Source organism: Myxococcales bacterium, assembly GCA_016720545.1.
Taxonomy (GTDB): domain Bacteria; phylum Myxococcota_A; class Polyangia; order Polyangiales; family Polyangiaceae; genus JAAFHV01.
On sequence record JADKKK010000034.1, the window covers coordinates 1 to 15,263 of the forward strand.

General features: G+C 71.8%; 17 protein-coding genes. 7 read left to right on the forward strand and 10 right to left on the reverse strand.

The genetic code is table 11. The features are described 5' to 3' along the window. Positions 1–66: 66 nt before the first annotated feature. The 6 genes from IPQ09_26695 to IPQ09_26720 all read right to left on the reverse strand — a co-directional run bounded on the left by IPQ09_26695 (position 67) and on the right by IPQ09_26720 (position 3,807). A complete protein-coding gene (locus IPQ09_26695) occupies positions 67–594 on the reverse strand; it encodes an ATP-dependent Clp protease proteolytic subunit (protein ID MBL0197736.1) in 528 nt (175 codons plus the stop codon). Positions 595–688: 94 nt separating this feature from the next. After that, positions 689–2,035, reverse strand: coding sequence for a trigger factor (gene tig / locus IPQ09_26700; GenBank protein ID MBL0197737.1), 1,347 nt, complete (start codon positions 2,033–2,035; stop codon positions 689–691). Between the two features lie 47 nt (positions 2,036–2,082). Further along, positions 2,083–2,880, reverse strand: a complete 798-nt coding sequence (locus IPQ09_26705; protein ID MBL0197738.1) for a hypothetical protein — start codon at positions 2,878–2,880, stop codon at positions 2,083–2,085. A gap of 12 nt (positions 2,881–2,892) precedes the next feature. Further along, positions 2,893–3,141: a hypothetical protein gene (locus tag IPQ09_26710; protein MBL0197739.1), complete on the reverse strand. Its 249-nt coding sequence runs from the start codon at positions 3,139–3,141 to the stop codon at positions 2,893–2,895. Positions 3,142–3,333: 192 nt separating this feature from the next. Then, positions 3,334–3,519, reverse strand: a complete 186-nt coding sequence (locus IPQ09_26715; protein ID MBL0197740.1) for a transcriptional regulator — start codon at positions 3,517–3,519, stop codon at positions 3,334–3,336. A gap of 105 nt (positions 3,520–3,624) precedes the next feature. Beyond that, the gene (locus tag IPQ09_26720) at positions 3,625–3,807 is read right to left on the reverse strand and encodes a hypothetical protein (protein ID MBL0197741.1); all 183 of its coding nucleotides are present in this window, start codon (positions 3,805–3,807) and stop codon (positions 3,625–3,627) included. A 171-nt stretch (positions 3,808–3,978) separates the two neighbouring features. Between IPQ09_26720 and IPQ09_26725 the strand changes: the two genes are divergently transcribed. Beyond that, positions 3,979–4,821 (forward strand): ParA family protein, encoded by an 843-nt coding sequence (locus IPQ09_26725; GenBank protein ID MBL0197742.1) that lies wholly within the window; start codon positions 3,979–3,981, stop codon positions 4,819–4,821. 2 nt (positions 4,822–4,823) lie between these two features. Further along, entirely contained in the window at positions 4,824–5,729 is a 906-nt protein-coding gene (locus tag IPQ09_26730; GenBank protein MBL0197743.1) for a ParB/RepB/Spo0J family partition protein, read from the forward strand. 28 nt (positions 5,730–5,757) lie between these two features. Here IPQ09_26730 and IPQ09_26735 read toward each other — a convergent pair whose 3' ends face one another. After that, complete coding sequence (locus IPQ09_26735) at positions 5,758–6,558, reverse strand: prolipoprotein diacylglyceryl transferase (GenBank protein MBL0197744.1); 801 nt, start codon at positions 6,556–6,558, stop codon at positions 5,758–5,760. 108 nt (positions 6,559–6,666) lie between these two features. Here IPQ09_26735 and IPQ09_26740 point away from each other — a divergent pair, with 108 nt between their 5' ends. From IPQ09_26740 to IPQ09_26750, 3 genes are all read left to right on the forward strand, one after another. Beyond that, positions 6,667–7,029, forward strand: a complete 363-nt coding sequence (locus tag IPQ09_26740; protein ID MBL0197745.1) for a hypothetical protein — start codon at positions 6,667–6,669, stop codon at positions 7,027–7,029. Next, positions 7,026–7,877 (forward strand): ferritin-like domain-containing protein, encoded by an 852-nt coding sequence (locus IPQ09_26745; GenBank protein ID MBL0197746.1) that lies wholly within the window; start codon positions 7,026–7,028, stop codon positions 7,875–7,877. Before IPQ09_26740 ends, IPQ09_26745 begins: the two co-directional genes overlap by 4 nt. 130 nt (positions 7,878–8,007) lie before the next feature. Beyond that, positions 8,008–8,862: a hypothetical protein gene (locus IPQ09_26750; protein ID MBL0197747.1), complete on the forward strand. Its 855-nt coding sequence runs from the start codon at positions 8,008–8,010 to the stop codon at positions 8,860–8,862. Positions 8,863–8,893: 31 nt separating this feature from the next. Here the strand turns inward: IPQ09_26750 and IPQ09_26755 are convergent, their stop codons facing one another. From IPQ09_26755 to IPQ09_26765, 3 genes are all read right to left on the reverse strand, one after another. Beyond that, complete coding sequence (locus IPQ09_26755; protein ID MBL0197748.1) at positions 8,894–9,916, reverse strand: trypsin-like serine protease; 1,023 nt, start codon at positions 9,914–9,916, stop codon at positions 8,894–8,896. A 56-nt stretch (positions 9,917–9,972) separates the two neighbouring features. Further along, a complete protein-coding gene (locus IPQ09_26760; GenBank protein MBL0197749.1) occupies positions 9,973–11,247 on the reverse strand; it encodes a trypsin-like serine protease in 1,275 nt (424 codons plus the stop codon). 169 nt (positions 11,248–11,416) lie between these two features. Next, positions 11,417–12,397: a hypothetical protein gene (locus IPQ09_26765; protein MBL0197750.1), complete on the reverse strand. Its 981-nt coding sequence runs from the start codon at positions 12,395–12,397 to the stop codon at positions 11,417–11,419. Here IPQ09_26765 and IPQ09_26770 point away from each other — a divergent pair. Beyond that, a complete protein-coding gene (locus IPQ09_26770) occupies positions 12,396–13,472 on the forward strand; it encodes a teichoic acid biosynthesis protein (protein MBL0197751.1) in 1,077 nt (358 codons plus the stop codon). The genes IPQ09_26765 and IPQ09_26770 overlap by 2 nt on opposite strands. A 47-nt stretch (positions 13,473–13,519) precedes the next feature. Further along, positions 13,520–15,259 carry an aldehyde dehydrogenase gene (locus IPQ09_26775; GenBank protein MBL0197752.1) on the forward strand — a complete coding sequence of 580 codons (1,740 nt, stop codon included), beginning with the start codon at positions 13,520–13,522 and terminating at the stop codon, positions 15,257–15,259. Positions 15,260–15,263: the final 4 nt, after the last annotated feature.

Genomic DNA, 15,263 nt, shown 5'->3' on the forward strand with positions numbered 1-15,263 from the left:
AAGTCGCGCTCGATGTCGCCAGCGTGCTGTCTGCTCGGTTACTCGCCGGTCGCGTTCGCGAGGATGTCAGTAATTGTCCTTCAGGAGCTTCACCTCGCGCGCCTGAATCTCGATGTCGGTGACCTGACCGCGCGCGCCGCCATGCGGCTGGTGGATCATGATGCGCGCGTTGGGGAGCGCAGAGCGGCTGCCCTTCTGCCCCGCCGCGAGCAGCACCGCGCCCATCGAAGCGGCCATTCCGATGCACGCCGTGGACACGGGGCAGCGCACGTACTGCATGGTGTCGAAGATCGCGAGCCCGCTGTACACCACCCCGCCAGGCGAGTTGATGTAGATCATGATCTCCTTGTCCGGGTCTTCGCTCTCGAGGAAGAGGAGCTGCGCGACCACCGCGTTCGCCACATCGTCGTCGATCGGCGTGCCGAGGAAGATGATGCGGTCCTTCAACAGGCGGCTGAAGATGTCCCAGCTGCGCTCGCCGCGGTGGGTCGTCTCGACGACATACGGCGTAAAGGCGCGGGCGCGCTCGAGCTCGGCGCCGTTGGACTCGAGGTACTGGATCGCCTGGGTGCGGTTCTCTGGACGCTTCGTCATGGGTCGGACAGGGCCTTTCGCGCGCTCGAAACGAGAAGGCCCGGGAGGAGTGTCCTGCGCGGGCCTTGGTTCAGTCGTGGGTGGTCGGGGCTTCCTACTTCGCGTCCGGCTCTTCGGCCTTCGGCTCTTCCGCCTTGGCCTCGGCTTCGGGCGCCGGGGGATCGCCGTCGACAATGTTGGACTTGCTCTCGATAAAGTCCAGGATCTTGTCCTCGAGGATCATGCCGACGAGGATGTCCTGCTTCGCCTTCTCGCGGTACTCGACGCGCAGCTTGGCGACGTTCTTCCCGGTCTCTTCGGCGAGCTCGGCGTAGCCCTTCTCCATGTCCTCCGCGGTGACCTGGAACTGGTTCTTCCGGGCGATGCCCGCCATGATGAGGCCGGCGCGCACCTTGCGCTCGGCGTCGGCGAGGACCGCGCGACCGAGCTCCTCGGCCTGGGCCTGCGTGAAGCGCTGACCGAGCCGGCGAGCCTGCGCCGCGAGCTCCTGCTGGAGCATCTGCGCCTGCTGGAGCACGAGCGACGGGGGCACCTCGCACGGGTTCAGCTCGTTCAGCTTGGCGACGATCTGCTCCGCGACCGCGGTCTCGCTGCGCTCCTTCGCGAGCTTCTCGAGGCGCGTGTGGATGTCGGCGCGGAGCTCGACCACGGTGCCGAAGTTGCCGACGTCTTTGGCGAACTCGTCGTCGACCTCGGGGAGCTGGCGCTCCTTCACGTCGGTCACTTTCACAGAGAATTTCCCGGTCTTGCCCTGGAAGTCCTTGCGGGGGTGGTTCGGCTGGAAGGCGGCGTCGACGTCGAGCGAGTCGCCGACCGACTTGCCCACGAGCGCCGCGTCGAGCTCGGGCAGCGCTTGCCCGGCGCCGAGCTCGAGCTGCACGCCCTCGCCGCCACCGTCCGTAACGGGCTTGCCGTCGAGCGAGAGCGTGAAGTCGATCGTCACGACGTCGCCTGCGGCGGCGGGGCGCGCCGGCTCGGGGGTCTTGAACGCGGCGTGGCGCACGCGGAGGCCCTCGATCTGGGCGTCAACCTCGGCGTCCGCGACCTCCACCTTGGGGCGGTAGAGCTGGAAGCCCTCGTACTTCACCTCGTCGAGCTCGGGCTGCACTTCCATGCGGGCCTTGAAGGTGAACGGCGCGTCGCCGCTCACGCGGCTCGCGTCGGTGACCTGCGGCTGGCTGATCGGCGTGACGTTCTTCTCGGAGAGCGCGACCGGGAGGTTCGCGTTCACGAGGTTGTTCGCGACGTCGTTCTCCACCTGAGCGCCGTAGAGCGTCTTCAACACCGGCCGAGGCGCCTTGCCTGGGCGGTATCCCTTGACGTGCGCCTTCTTGGAGAGGCTCGAGTACACGCGCTCGACTTCGGCTTTCACCTTGTCAGCGGGGATATCGACTTGGAGTTCGAGGAGGACCTGCGAGATTCGCGAGACGGTGACTTGCATGAGGGGACCGGCACCATACGTTTTGTCGCTTCGGCGTCAAGTGCCTCTCACCCCTCCGCTCCACTTTTTGGGCGGGCCGAGGCACGGGCCACCGCGCCGGGGTCCTCGTCCGCGGGCAGGAGATCGGCCGACTCGAGCGCGACCGGCGCAGGCGGCGCGCTGCCCCGCGCGACCGGCGCGCTGCCCCGCGCGACCGGCGCGCTGCCCCGCGCGAGCGGCACGACGAGCACCGTTCGCGGGGCGTAGCCCGCCCGCGTCGCCCAGAGCACGACCTCCGCGGTCGCCCGGCGAATGCTCGTGCTCTTCTCGCGACTGGCCACGAGCTCGCCCGCGACGCGAAGCGCCTCCCCCGGAACCCCGACGAAGGCGCACGCCACCGCGTCGTGCGCGTTGTACGGGCCCTCGTACGCGCGGCGCGCCGCCTCGAGCACGCGCCGCCGCGGGTAGGCCCCGGCCCGGGCGCGGAGCAGCCTCGCGAGCTTCGTGGCCCGCGACGGGGTCTTCCCGTAGGCGACGGGGTCGCCCGGCGCGCCCAAGGCGATCTCGTCGAGCCACGTGACGAGCGGCTCGCCCACGTGGGGCACCGCGCCGCTCGGCAGCCACCCCCCGGAGAGGAACGCGCAGCACGCCTCCGCCTCTGCGCCGCCGCCGAGCCGGGCCACGAGCGCCTCGCGGAGGGCCGGCCCCGCGACGCTCGCAGCGAGGAGGCAGGCGACCGGCGAGACCTGCGAGAGGAAAAGGAAGAGACCGCGGGCCGAGGTCACGTCGAGCGCGACGTAGTCGCAGTCGCGCGGGCGCAGGCTCGGCAGCTTGAGGAGCGCGGCCTCGTCGAGGAGCAGATCCACGCGGGTCCTCGCTCAGCGCCGCCCGCGGACCGCACGCGTCACGAACCGAAACGACCCGACGGCCCCGCCCGCGAGGCCGATGATGAGCGACTTCTCGACCCGCTCGCCCAGGAAGAAGTGCATCGCGCAGAACCCGAAGACCGCGAGCACGGCCCCGACCGTGGCCGCCTCGCGCCATAGGACGTTCGACGGCGCGCGCGCCGCCTCGCGAGCCCCGTCGCGCGGGGCTTCACGCGTGTCTGTGTCGCCGTTGCCGCTCACGAGCGCGACGCTAGCACGCCGCGGCGCGCGGAGCCCCGACCGGGACAAAAGAAGTGCCCCCGGACCGAGAGGCGTCGGCCGGGGGCGGAGGGTCCGGGAGGGGACCAAGTCAAGCACCAAGTCAAGCGACGGCAGGAGCCGCTCAGGCTCGTCATCTTCGCTCGTTCGTCGTCTTCCCTCGTTCGTCGTCGCTCAGTCGTCTTCGCACTCCATCATCGAGGGGTCGTACTCGTCGTGCGTGTCGTCGAAGAGCATGTCGGAGCTCTCGAAGGTGGTCTCCTGCATCAGGTCCTCGTAGCTGAGGCCGACGCGGAAGCTCGGGCGGAGCTCCTCGCGGTGAAACTCCTCGATCGAACGGTAGTGCTTCGGAACGGCCATGGTGGACTCCTGAGAGAAGGGGTGCGAGTGGACGCGCGGACAGACGCCGCGCGAGAAGTGAAGGGCGGGTGCGGAAGAAGTGGAGATGGAGACGCAGCGCGCGGGTCAGCGCGAGCGGCCGCGGCGTTGGGCGAGCACCACCACGTCGGCGGGGTGCAGGCGGGGTCGGCTCGGCACGAAGAACGACCGCAAGATGCGACCCACGGCCGGATCTTCGTGGAGAGGTCCTTCGGGAGCGAGGGCGACGGTGAGGGGCAGGCGGAGCGCGCGTGGGAGGGAGGTTTTCATGGCGGATTGGCTTGGGGGCCGTCTGTCAACCCCACGTTTCCCTACATCTGCGCACACCGTACACCAGAGCCCCGCGGGTCCCAAAAAAAGCGATTGCATTTCCCAAGAGCGACTCGGAGGGCGGCGCTCCTTGCGGTGCGCCCCTCGGAGACGATAGAGAGGACGCGCACCATGGCGGCAAGAGCGGCGACCCCCAGCGCGACAACGAAGCGGTTCGGCGCGGGCGCAGGCGCAAAGCGCGCGCGCGTCGTGGCCGTCGTCAACCAGAAGGGCGGCGTCGGCAAGACGACCACCTCGGTGAACCTCGCCGCCTCCCTCGCGGCGGCCGAGGCCAAGACCCTGCTGCTCGACCTCGATCCCCAGGGGAACGCGAGCTCGGGCGTGGGCGTCCGCGCCGGCACCCGCGAGGCCACCGTATACGACGCGCTGATCGGCCGCTGCACGCTCGCCGAGATCGCGATCGCCACGGAGGTGCCGCACCTGTGGGTCGCGCCGGCCACCCAAGACCTCGTGGCCGCCGAGATCGAGCTCGTCGACGCGCCCGACCGCGCCCACAAGCTGCGCGCGGCGCTCGCGCCCGCGCTCGCCGAGTACGACTACATCCTCGTCGACTGCCCGCCTTCGCTCGGCCTGCTCACGGTCAACGCGCTCGCGGCGGCGACCAGCGTGCTCGTGCCGCTTCAGTGCGAGTACTACGCGCTCGAGGGGCTCACGCACCTCATGGCGACGCTCGATCGGCTGAAGAACGGCATCAACGCGGAGCTGACGGTCGAGGGCATCGTCCTCACCATGTTCGACCCACGCAACAACCTCGCCCACCAGGTCGCCGACGAGGTGAAGAAGCACTTCTTCGTGTTCGACGCCGTCATCCCGCGCAACATTCGCCTCTCGGAGGCGCCGTCCCACGGCAAGCCTGCGCTGCTCTACGACGCCGCGTCGAAGGGCTCTCAGGGCTACCTCGCCCTCGCCCGAGAGCTGCTCGATCGACACGCCGCCACCGGCCGGAGCGCGTGACCATGAGCGACAAGCGACGCGCTCTCGGACGCGGCCTGGACGCGCTGCTCCCTGCCGCGCAGGCGCCGCAGAAGGTCACGGCGGCCTACGGCGACAAGAGCGTGTTCTCGTGCGCCATCGACAAGCTCGTGCCCCAGCGCGGGCAGCCTCGCCGCCACTTCGACACCGAGAAGCTCGACGAGCTCGCGGCGTCGATCCGCGAGCACGGGCTCATCGAGCCGCTCGCCGTACGGCGAGCACCCGGCCCGCTGGGGGTCGAGGGCGTCTTCGAGATCATCGCGGGCGAACGCCGCTTCCGGGCGAGCCAGCGGGCCGGCCTGCTCGAGGTGTTGGTGGTCGTGAAGGACGTCTCGCCGAAGGCGGCGTTCGAGCTCGCCATCATCGAGAACGTGCAGCGCGAGGATTTGAACCCCGTGGAGCTCGCCGAAGCCCTCGACCGCCTCGTGAAAGAGCACGGGTACACCCAGGAGTCGCTGGGCGAGCGGCTCGGCAAGAACCGCACGACCATCACGAACTCCCTCCGGCTCCTGCGGCTCCCGGCCGAGGTGCGCGAGAAGATCGTGCAAGGTGAGCTCAGCGAGGGCCACGGCCGCGCGCTGCTCGGCGCCGAGGACCCGAAAGAGCTCGCCGAGCTCGCCCAGAAGGTGCTGCGCGGCCGGCTCAGCGTGCGCGCGACCGAGGCGCTCGTCCGCACGGCGCGCGACAAGCGCGAGGCCCAGAAGAACAAGGCGAAGGGCGCGCCGCCGGCCGAGAAGACCGCGTCCGTTCGCGATCTCGAGGCGCGCCTGTCGCGTTCGCTCGGCGCCCGTGTGCTCGTGCGCGACACGGGGAACAAGGGCGAGGTGGTGATCCCCTACGCCGACCTCGACGCGCTCGATCGGCTGCTCGAGAAGCTCGGCGCGAGCTGACGCGAGCTCGCCCGACCCGCGCGACGGCTCAGCGCTTCGTGGGCTCGACGACGACGGTGCCCGTCGCTTCGTTGGCACGTAGCGCGAGCGAGACGGCGAGCCCGATCGCGAACAGGCTCATCGCTTGGCCAGTCGTGAGGGCGCCGTGGTCGCCGCCGGAGAGATCGCCGCGGAACGCCTCGCTCACGAAGCGCCCACTCGCGTAGACCAGCGTGCCCGCGAAGAACACCCCCCCGGGCTTCGTCGACGACCGACGGAGCAGGACGAGGGAGAGCCCGCACGCCGCCATCGCGAACGCGGCCTCGTACAGCGTGGCCGGGTGCAGCGGCTGCGACGTCGCCGCGCTAGCGTCGGCGAGGCCCGCGCGCACGAGATCGGCGAAGTGCGGGTGGCTCGCCGGGTAGCGCACGCCCCATGGCGCCGTGGTGGGAGCCCCGTGCTCGCAGCCCGCCATGAAGCACCCGAGTCGGCCGACCCCCACGAGCAACGCGAGCGGCCCCGTGAGGCGGTCGAGCGCCGCGTAGACGTCGAGTCGCGCGGCGCGGGTGAAGACGGCGTACGCGCCGCCGAGACCGAGCAGCGCGCCGTACGCCATGATTCCACCGAAGGTCGGGAGCGGGCCACGCGCCCCCGCGAGCGCGTAGCCGAGGACGCGGAGCGCGTAGTCAACGCAGAGCGCGCCGACCACCGTGAACGGCAGGGCACGGACCAGGGCCCAACGCAGGGCGGCCTGCGGCGCGCGTGGGAGCTCGCGGGTCGTGCGGAAAAAGAGCCACGCGGCCGCGGAGAGCGCCGCGAGCTGACAGAGGAGCCACGGGGACAGGGTCATGGGGGCTCGGTGAAGCAATTGCTGATCCATCAAGTGATTGAACCAATCAACCACTGGCACACCGCTTGCGAACGTCGGTGCGTCACCCTCGAACCCCAAAGGAGCCCCATGTCCAACGCACCCCACGCCCCCTCCCTCGACTCGATCCCCACGACCACCCCCTCCACCGCCGGCGTGAGACGAGCGCACGCCGCGCCGACCCTCTCCCCAGAGCAGCGCCGCGGCCTGCGCATGGCGGCCCAGATCGCCTGCGCCCTCTCGCTCCTCGGCGCCGGCGCGTCCCTCGCCCGCGCTGAGCCCGCCGATCCCGCGCCGGACGGCTCGGCGCACGCGGGCTCGCCCGCCGAGCGCGCGGCGGATGCGCTCCGACTCCGGAGCGGGGCCGGCAATTGCGTGCCGAGCTGGGGTCCGGCCGCGCCGCCCTCGGTCGACGCGGCGCTGTTCGCGCTGTTCCTCGCGGAGGTCGCGTGAGCCCCGGCGAGCCACGCGGACGCGCTTCGTCCCCTTCCCTCTCGCGAGGGCCCTCGGGCGCGCCCACCCTCTCGCTCCACGCCGCGATCGCACGCCGTGCCGCGCTCACGCTGCCCGAGCTGGGCCTCTCGGAGCGAGAGCGGCGCGCGGTGCTCGAGAGCTGGCGCGCGCGCGTCGGCAGCGAGTACGCGTCGGCGCGGGTGTTCGCCGCCCTCGTGCCGCAGGCCATGGCGGCCGGGCTCGACGCCGACTCCGTGCACGCCCTGACCGAGATGGCGGCCGAGGAGCTCGACCACGCCGTTCGCTGCGCGCGCGTGGTCGTGGCCCTCGGCGGAGCGGGCGCCCTCGCGGAGTGCGCGCTGCCTGCGCTCCCGGAGGTCCCCACGCACGCCGACGCCAGCCCGCTGGAGGCGCTCCTCCGCAACGTGCTCGACGTGAGCTGCATCAGCGAGACTGTCGCGGTGGCGCTGGTCGGCAGCGAGCGCGAGCTGGCCGCGACCCCCGAGCTCGAGGCCGAGCTCGCCGCGATCCTGGCCGACGAGGTGGGCCACGCGCGCTTCGGGTGGCGTCTGCTCGAGGTCGCCACGCCGTCGCTCACGCCGCGCGCGCGGACCCGGCTCGGGGCCTACTTGGCGTGCGCGCTCCGCGAGAGGGTGGACAGCTTCGCGCCGTTCCTGGGCCACCCCGAGGCCTCGCGCGCAGCGCAGTCTCTCGGGGCACCGGCGGGCCCGGCGACCTTTCAGGTGTTCGTCGAGACCATCGAGCAGATCACGGTGCCGGGCCTGGAGCGGCTGGGGCTCCCCGCGCGACGGGCGTGGGAAGTCGCGCTCTCGGCCCGCGCTGCCTGACGCGGCGCGGCGTCGCTCACCGCGAACCTGAAGTGAGCCCCAAGGGCGCGAACCAAGGTCGATCGCGCGGCGGAGGTGTGGCCATGAACTTCCGGTCGACACGACGGCGCCGCGAGAGAATACTCGCCCCATGCTCACAGCTCCGCGCCCGCACCGCCCGCTCGCCCTCGCCCGTCTCGCGCTCGCCTCCGTCGCGCTCGCCGCGCTCGCGGCTCTGTGCACCGCGTGCGCGGCCGAGCTCCCGGCCGACGAGCCCACCGTCGACTCCGAAGACGCGGTCCGCGGCTCGAACTGCGAGGCCACCTTCGTGTGGCTCCAGAAGGACGCGTACAAGGAGACCGCGGGGCGCACCTCCCCGGCGTGGCCGCCCCACACGACGACCACGCTCGACGCGTACTGCACCACGAAGGCCGCCGGACGCCAGAAGATCGGCGGGGCGTTCCAGGCGAACTACGGCACCGAGCCCGGCGCCGTCGACAAGAACGGGAAGGTGTTCCTCGTCGAGGTGAAGCGCGAGACGGTCAGGGGCTCGAAGGACGCCATGCTCCGGCTCCTCGACGCGTACAAGACGTGCGGCTGCAACCCCGACAAGTTCCTCAGCATGGACAAGCTGAAGGGCGACGTCGGCAACCAGCTGCTCGCCGACGTGGTCAAGACCATCGAGAACAACACGAAGCTCGCGTGCACGGCCGCCGGCGGCAAGGCCGCGCTCGTCGCCGCGCTCAAAGCGAGCGACTTCGAGAAGGCGATCGCGATCGTGCCGACCTGCACGTTCGACGGTGGCGACCTCGGCTCCACCCTCGATCAGGCGATGGCGGAGGTGGCCAAGGGCACCCAGAAGACCCTCGCCGACTACCACGTCTGCAACAACAACGCGGCGCTGCAGACGGCCCTCCTCGAGGGCTTCAAGACCAAGGGCGACATCGTCGCGTGCAGCGCCACGAGCCCGCTCTGCAGCGGTCCGAAGTGGCTCTACAACCCCTGAGCCCCTGACCGGCACGCGCCCGTGACCGGCGTCATCCCGAAGTCGGGTTGCGCCGGATTCGCCGCCGCGCGCCCACCACGAGGGCGACCGCGAAGCCGCTCGCGAGGGCCGGCCCCGTGGGGAGACCCGGCGCGGCCACCGCGCACGACGTCGGCGGCGCGACGGGCGGCGTGCACTGTCCCCCTTCGCAAGCAGACGCGAGCGCACCCGGCGGCCCCGCGGGGACGGGCTGTCCCGCGGCCCGAAACGCCGCCTGCACGGTGGTGAAGTGCGCGGCCAACGATACGTAAATGTTCACGATATCGTCGCCTCGGCAGGCCTCGGGGGGTGTGAGCTTCGCGGCCCGGGGGCTCCCTCCGCGGGTGACGACCCCGAGCAGCGCGCCGTCGGCCTCGGCAAGGGCGGGGCTGCCGCTGTCGCCGTCGCACGCGCCCTCTGTCGCCGCGAGCTCCGCCGGTCCCGCCGTGCTGACCCTGTCCGGCCCGACGGCGCGCACCGAGACGCCGCCGCGCGACGCCCGCGTGGTGGGCGGCATGGCGTCGCCCGCGAGGCCCCAACCGACCGCGCGGAAGGCCTCGCCCACCCTCGGCGGGGCCGTCAGACGCAGCGGCGCGGGCGCGGGCGCGAGCGACTCGTCGAGCACGACGAAGGCGACGTCGTGGTCGCACAGGGTCAGGGAGCCATCGTGAACGATCTGACGCCCCAGCGCCGCAGGCGGCAGCGCGCCGGCTCGCGCGAGCGTCGCGCCCACGTACACCGCGAGCTTGCCAGGGTCGTAGTCGACGCCGGCCTGCCCTCCGGCGAGGGTCGCGCCGCGCTCGTCGCACGTCATCGCGCGGTTGGAGGCGGAGACGCAGTGGCGCGCGGTCACGACGAGGTTCGGCGCGATCAGAGTGGCCGTGCAGTCCCCTCGCGGGTTGCGCAGGAGCACGACCGCGTCATCGGACGCCGGCGAAGTCGCGCCGCCCACGATGGCCGCGCCGACCGCGCTCACCGGGGCGGCGCGCGGCCCCGGATCGGGCGCCTCGACCGCGCAAGCCGCGAGCCCGAACACCGCACCCGCCGCGAGGATCGCTCGAGACCGGGCCGGACCGTGCGCGCGAGCTCTGGTCACCGCGGCGTGCGGCGGCGCCGGCGCGCGCCCGCCACCAGCGCGGAGGCGGCTACGATCGCCGCGAGCCCCTGCCCCGCGGTGCCTGGCGCGGGCGACGACGAGCAACCCGTGGTGGTGGTCGTCGTGGCGCCCGGCTCGCCACCGGGCGGCGGCGGCGGCACACAGGCCTTCGCGCCCCCGCTCTCCTGGCACACGAGCCCGGCCGCGCAGGCCTTCTTGGCGCAGCTGGGGGTGCACTTGCCACCGAGGCAGACGTTGGAGCGGCACGCCGCCGGCGCGGTGCAGGCCTCGCCGTCCTTCGCGAGGCGCGGATCGCCCTCCCCCTCGAGCCAGGGTTCCGCGCCAGCCTCGGCGAAGGCGTCGAGGATGAGGTCCCTGAAGCCGTTCAGCCCCGTGTAGATGTTGCTCGCGTACGAGCCGAGGCACGAGGAGGCGGGGTTCGAGGTGGGCTGCGTGCCGTTGCCGCCGCGCGAGACCACGCCGATGATGCCGCCACCGGTCTCGGAGAAGGCGGGCCCTCCGCTGTCGCCGGAGCAGATCGACTCGCCGACCGAGAACTCGTTCGGGCCGGTCTGGGTCTTCTGGTTGCTGCCGACGGCCGTGATGGGGACCCCCGTGCGCTGCATGCGCACCCGGGTCTCGGGGGTCTTCTCGGTCACGCCCCACCCGACGGCGGTGAGGGTCTCGTCGACATTCGCCGGCGCGTCGAGGCGGATGGGCGCGATCATGGCGTCCTTGACGGGCGCCTTGAGCAGCACGAGCGCGATGTCGTTGTTGCAGAGGTTGTCCGAGCTCGACACGAACAGCTTCGCGCCCTGACCCTGCGCCTCGGGGCGGGTCGGGCGGTCGAGGCCGGTGATGACGTAGATGGAGGAAGGGACCTTGTCGCGCGTGATTTTGCCGCCGGCGATCGGGGTGCCGTCGTCTCGACAGGCGACGCCCTCGTCCCGGGTGGCGGAGACGCAGTGGCGGGCCGTGAGCACGAGGTTCGGCGCGATGAGCGTGCCGGTGCACTGACCGATGCCCGAATCGCCGAGCGTGACGAGCAGCACGACGGCGTTCTGCGCGTCGGTCGATGCCTCGCCGCGGATGATGGCCGAAGCCCCCTCTCCCGTCGTGGCCGAGCCCTCCGGGGCGCCGCCGCAGGCGACGACGAGCCCTGCGAGCGCCACATGCGCGCCGAGCGCGCCGAGCGCGCGAAGAGACAGCGACGATCGGGCGGACGAGGGACCACGGGACGGCGAGCGGAGCGGGCGAAGTGAGCGAAGCATGAGTGCCTTTGGTGAGGGGCCGATCGTCGGGACAACCCGGATGGACGAGCGAGGCGCCAATTCGAGCCTGCGCCAGCTCGTTCTTTTCGCGCGTCGGCACCCTAGCACTCGGCCGCCGACTTGGCAGTCGGGTTCGCTGAAAACTGTAGGCAATTCGGCGACATATGCGTCATCGCACGCGGGAGAGCGCGCGCAGGCAGGCCGAGCCCAGCCTGACGCGACGCGGCAGCGAGCGAGGCTGGTCGAGCGGCTCGACGAAGGCGGCGAGCCACGCCTCGGCGGGCCCCCGTCGAAGCACGCCCCCGAGGTCGAACAGGGTGAGGTCGTCGACGCCGAAGGCGCGCGCGACCGCCACGTCTTCGGCCAGCTCCGCGGGCGCTCGGTACACCGGCTCGTCGTGGAAGGCGCCGGTCCCCACCGTGCCGAGGGAGAGCGACGCGCGCGCGCCATAGCGCGCCCCGGCGAGCCGCGCGCACTCCGCGAGCACGCCCACCGAGGAGCGTCGATCGAGCAGGCCGCCCGACCACCCCTCGAGGATGGTGGTGTACGCCATGACGCTCACGCTGCCGAAGGGCACGCCGTCCACCGGGGTGCCGAGCAGCGCCTGGTACAGCGGGCGCCGGCGGCCCTCGTCGAGGAGCACGAGCGGCACGGCCGCGCAGCTCACCGTGGCGCGCTCGCCGAGCCGCGCGACGTGGGACGTCAGGGTCACGGCCGCCGCGTCGAACTCGCGGCGCAGCGCGAGCGCCGTCCGCACCGGCGCGAGCCACGCTCCGTGCGAGGCCGCGCGCGCCGCCGCGAAGGGGGGCTCGAGATCGAAGGCGACCTCCCCCACCTCCACGCGCGCGCGCTCGAGGGTGGCGGTGAGCCCATCGACGAACTCGAGATAGGCGCGGAGCGTGGCCGCGCTCGCCCAGCGCCCCGCCGCGTCGTCGAGCATCGGCCAGATCGCGGCGCGGACGCCGCCCCCCGCGAGTCGCGAGAGCACGGCGGGGGCGCTCGCGGCGAGGTCAGGGGTGACCGCGACGAGCACGTCGAGATCGTAGCGCCGGAGCAGCGCCACCGTCGCCGGCGAGCCCAGCGCCTCGTAGCCCAGGGACTCGCTCCAGATGCGCCGTCGCCGCGCCGTTCGCGTATGCTGCGGGGCCATGAAGATCCTCTACGGGGTTGTGGGCGAGGGCATGGGGCACGCGATGCGCTCGAGGGTCATGCTCGAGCACCTCGTCGCCGCGGGGCACACGGTGGAGATCATGGTCTCTGGGCGCGCGAGCGAGTTTCTCGCGAAGCGCTTCGACGGGGTCAACCAGATCCACGGACTCCACATGATCTACGAGGAGAACCGCGTGCGGCTCGGCAAGACGCTGTGGAGCAACGTGCTCACCGGCGCCACCGGCCTGCCCGACAACATCGCGGCGTACTTCGAGCTCATCAAGGACTTCCGGCCGGAGGTGGTCATCAGCGATTTCGAGTCGTGGACGTACCTCTACGCCAAGACCCACCGCCTTCCCATTCTGAGCATCGACAACATGCAGATCATCAACCGATGCACGCTGCCCGAGTCGGTGCTCGCGGGGCACAAGACGGAGTTTCAGCTCACGAAGGCCTTCATCAAGAGCAAGCTCCCGTTCTGCGACGAGTACTTCATCACGACGTTCTTCCGGCCGCCCGTGCGCAAGGAGCACACGCGGCTCTTTCCGCCCATCCTGCGCCCCGAGATCCTCGCCGCGCGGCCCACGAAGGGCGACCACGTGCTCGTCTACCAGACCGCCGAGGGCAACGAGAGCTTCGTGGAAGGGCTCCGCAAGCTCGACACCGAGTTCCGAATCTACGGCATTCGCCGCACCATCAAGGAAGAGGAGGTCGAGGGGAACCTGCGCTTCCGGCCCTTCTCGGAGCAGGGCTTCATCGACGACCTCGCGAGCGCGCGCGGCGTCATCGCGGGCGGCGGCTTTACGCTCATGGGCGAGGCCGTGTACCTGCGTAAGCCGATGCTGGCGGTCCCGCTCCACCGCCAGTTCGAGCAGGTGTTGAACGCGCGGTACCTCGAGCACGAAGGCTTCGGGATGCACACGGCCTCGCTCGACGACCCGACGTGCGTGACCGAGTTCCTGGGGCGGTTGCCCGCGTGCGAGGAGAAACTTGCATCCTACACACAAGACGGCAATCGCCTGATCACCGAGGCGGTGGACGGCTTCCTCGACCGAGCGCAAGTGGGGCTCACGTGACCGCCGCGACCGAGCCGGTGCCCGCCGCGCGCCCCGCGCCGCCGCCAGTGGCGGAGCAGGGTCCGCCTCCACCCCACCCGCCGACCCCGCTCGCGGAGGTCGACGCCGCGCTCGCCCGCCTCGCGGCGAGCAAGGACGCGTGGCTGCGCGTCACCGTGCCCGAGCGCATCGCGCTCCTCGACGCGCTGCTGCAGGGCGTGCTCGGCGTGGCCGAGGCGTGGGCCGACGGCGGCGCGCGGCTGAAGGGGCTCGATCCCGCCTCGCAGCTCGCGGGTGAGGAGTGGCTCGCCGGCCCTATGGTCACCGTGCGAAACCTCCGCCTGCTCCGCGAGGCGCTCGTCGCCGGCGGCGCCCCTCGCCCTGCGCGCGTCCACACGCTCCCGTCGGGCCAGAGCGTCGCGCGCGTCTTCCCCACGACCTCGCTCGATCGGCTCACGATGGGCGGGATCACCGCCGACGTGTACATCGAGCCCGGGAAGGCGCCGAGCCAGGGGCGAATCTACCGCGAGCCAAAGCCCGCCCACGGCTCCGTCGCGCTCGTGCTCGGCGCGGGGAACGTGTCCTCGATCGCGCCGATGGATGCACTCTACAAGCTCTTCGTCGAAGACGAGGTGGTGCTCCTCAAGATGAACCCGGTGAACGAGCACGTGGGCCCGCGCATGGAGAAGGCCTTCGAGCCGCTGGTCGCCGCCGGCTATTTCGCGATCGTGTACGGCGGCGCCGAGGTAGGCGCGCACGCGGCGGCGCACCCGCTGGTGGACACCCTCCACGTCACCGGCTCCGACCGCACGTACGACGCGATCGTGTGGGGCGGCGACGCGGAGGAGCGCGCACGGAACAAGGCGGCGGGGACCCCTCGCAACCCGAAGCCGTTCACCGCCGAGCTCGGCTGCGTGACGCCCGTGATCGTCGTGCCGGGCCCGTGGTCGGCGAGCGACCTCGCGTACCAAGCGCGCCACGTGGCCTCGATGGTCGCGCAGAACGCGAGCTTCAACTGCAACGCCGCGAAGGTGCTCGTGATGGCCCGAGGCTGGCTCCAGCGCGAGGCGTTCCTCACCGCGCTCCACGAAGAGCTCGGGCGCACCCCGCGCCGGCGCGCGTACTACCCGGGCGCCGCCGACCGCCATCGCGGCTTCGTGGAGGCGTATCCCCGGGCGCGCGCGCTCGGCCCGACGGAGGTCGCCGAGGGCGAGCTGCCGTGGACCGTCATCCCCGACGTGCCCGCTCGCAAAGGCGAATACGCGCTCACGCAAGAGGCCTTCTGCGGGGTGCTCGCCGAGGTGTCGCTCGACCTCGCCGAGGACGACCCGAACCACGGCTTCTCGCGGGATCCCTTCCCCGATCCCTCGCGCTTTCTGGAGCGCGCGACGCGCTTCGTGAACGAGGAGTGCTGGGGCACGCTCTCGTGCTGCCTGCTCGTGCACCCCACCACGGAGGAGAGCCACGGCCCCGCCCTTCAGAAGGCCCTCGGCGAGCTCCGCTACGGCGGCATCGGCGTGAACTGCTGGCCCGGGCTCATCTACGGGCTCGTCTCCGCGACCTGGGGCGCCTACCCCGGCCACACGAAGGAGAACATCGTCTCCGGCGCCGGCGTCGTCCACAACACGCACCTCTTCGATCACCCACAAAAGACCGTGGTGCGAGGCAACTGGCGCGCGTTCCCGAAGCTCCCCTACTTCGCCGACCACAAGAACATGGCCGGCCTGGCGCGGGCGCTCATGGCGCTCGAGGCCGAAGCCACGCCGGGGCGCTTCTTCGCCGTCGTGCGGGAGGCGCTCCGGGGCTGAAGAG

Bases quoted from the DNA above. Each gene is read 5' to 3' on its own strand.
- IPQ09_26695 (MBL0197736.1), bottom strand. From the start codon at position 594: ATGACGAAGCGTCCAGAGAACCGCACCCAGGCGATCCAGTACCTCGAG.
- tig (MBL0197737.1), bottom strand. From the start codon at position 2,035: ATGCAAGTCACCGTCTCGCGAATCTCGCAGGTCCTCCTCGAACTCCAA.
- IPQ09_26715 (MBL0197740.1), bottom strand. From the start codon at position 3,519: ATGGCCGTTCCGAAGCACTACCGTTCGATCGAGGAGTTTCACCGCGAG.
- IPQ09_26720 (MBL0197741.1), bottom strand. From the start codon at position 3,807: ATGAAAACCTCCCTCCCACGCGCGCTCCGCCTGCCCCTCACCGTCGCC.
- IPQ09_26725 (MBL0197742.1), top strand. From the start codon at position 3,979: ATGGCGGCAAGAGCGGCGACCCCCAGCGCGACAACGAAGCGGTTCGGC.
- IPQ09_26730 (MBL0197743.1), top strand. From the start codon at position 4,824: ATGAGCGACAAGCGACGCGCTCTCGGACGCGGCCTGGACGCGCTGCTC.
- IPQ09_26735 (MBL0197744.1), bottom strand. From the start codon at position 6,558: ATGACCCTGTCCCCGTGGCTCCTCTGTCAGCTCGCGGCGCTCTCCGCG.
- IPQ09_26740 (MBL0197745.1), top strand. From the start codon at position 6,667: ATGTCCAACGCACCCCACGCCCCCTCCCTCGACTCGATCCCCACGACC.
- IPQ09_26750 (MBL0197747.1), top strand. From the start codon at position 8,008: ATGCTCACAGCTCCGCGCCCGCACCGCCCGCTCGCCCTCGCCCGTCTC.
- IPQ09_26760 (MBL0197749.1), bottom strand. From the start codon at position 11,247: ATGCTTCGCTCACTTCGCCCGCTCCGCTCGCCGTCCCGTGGTCCCTCG.
- IPQ09_26770 (MBL0197751.1), top strand. From the start codon at position 12,396: ATGAAGATCCTCTACGGGGTTGTGGGCGAGGGCATGGGGCACGCGATG.
- IPQ09_26765 (MBL0197750.1), bottom strand. From the start codon at position 12,397: ATGGCCCCGCAGCATACGCGAACGGCGCGGCGACGGCGCATCTGGAGC.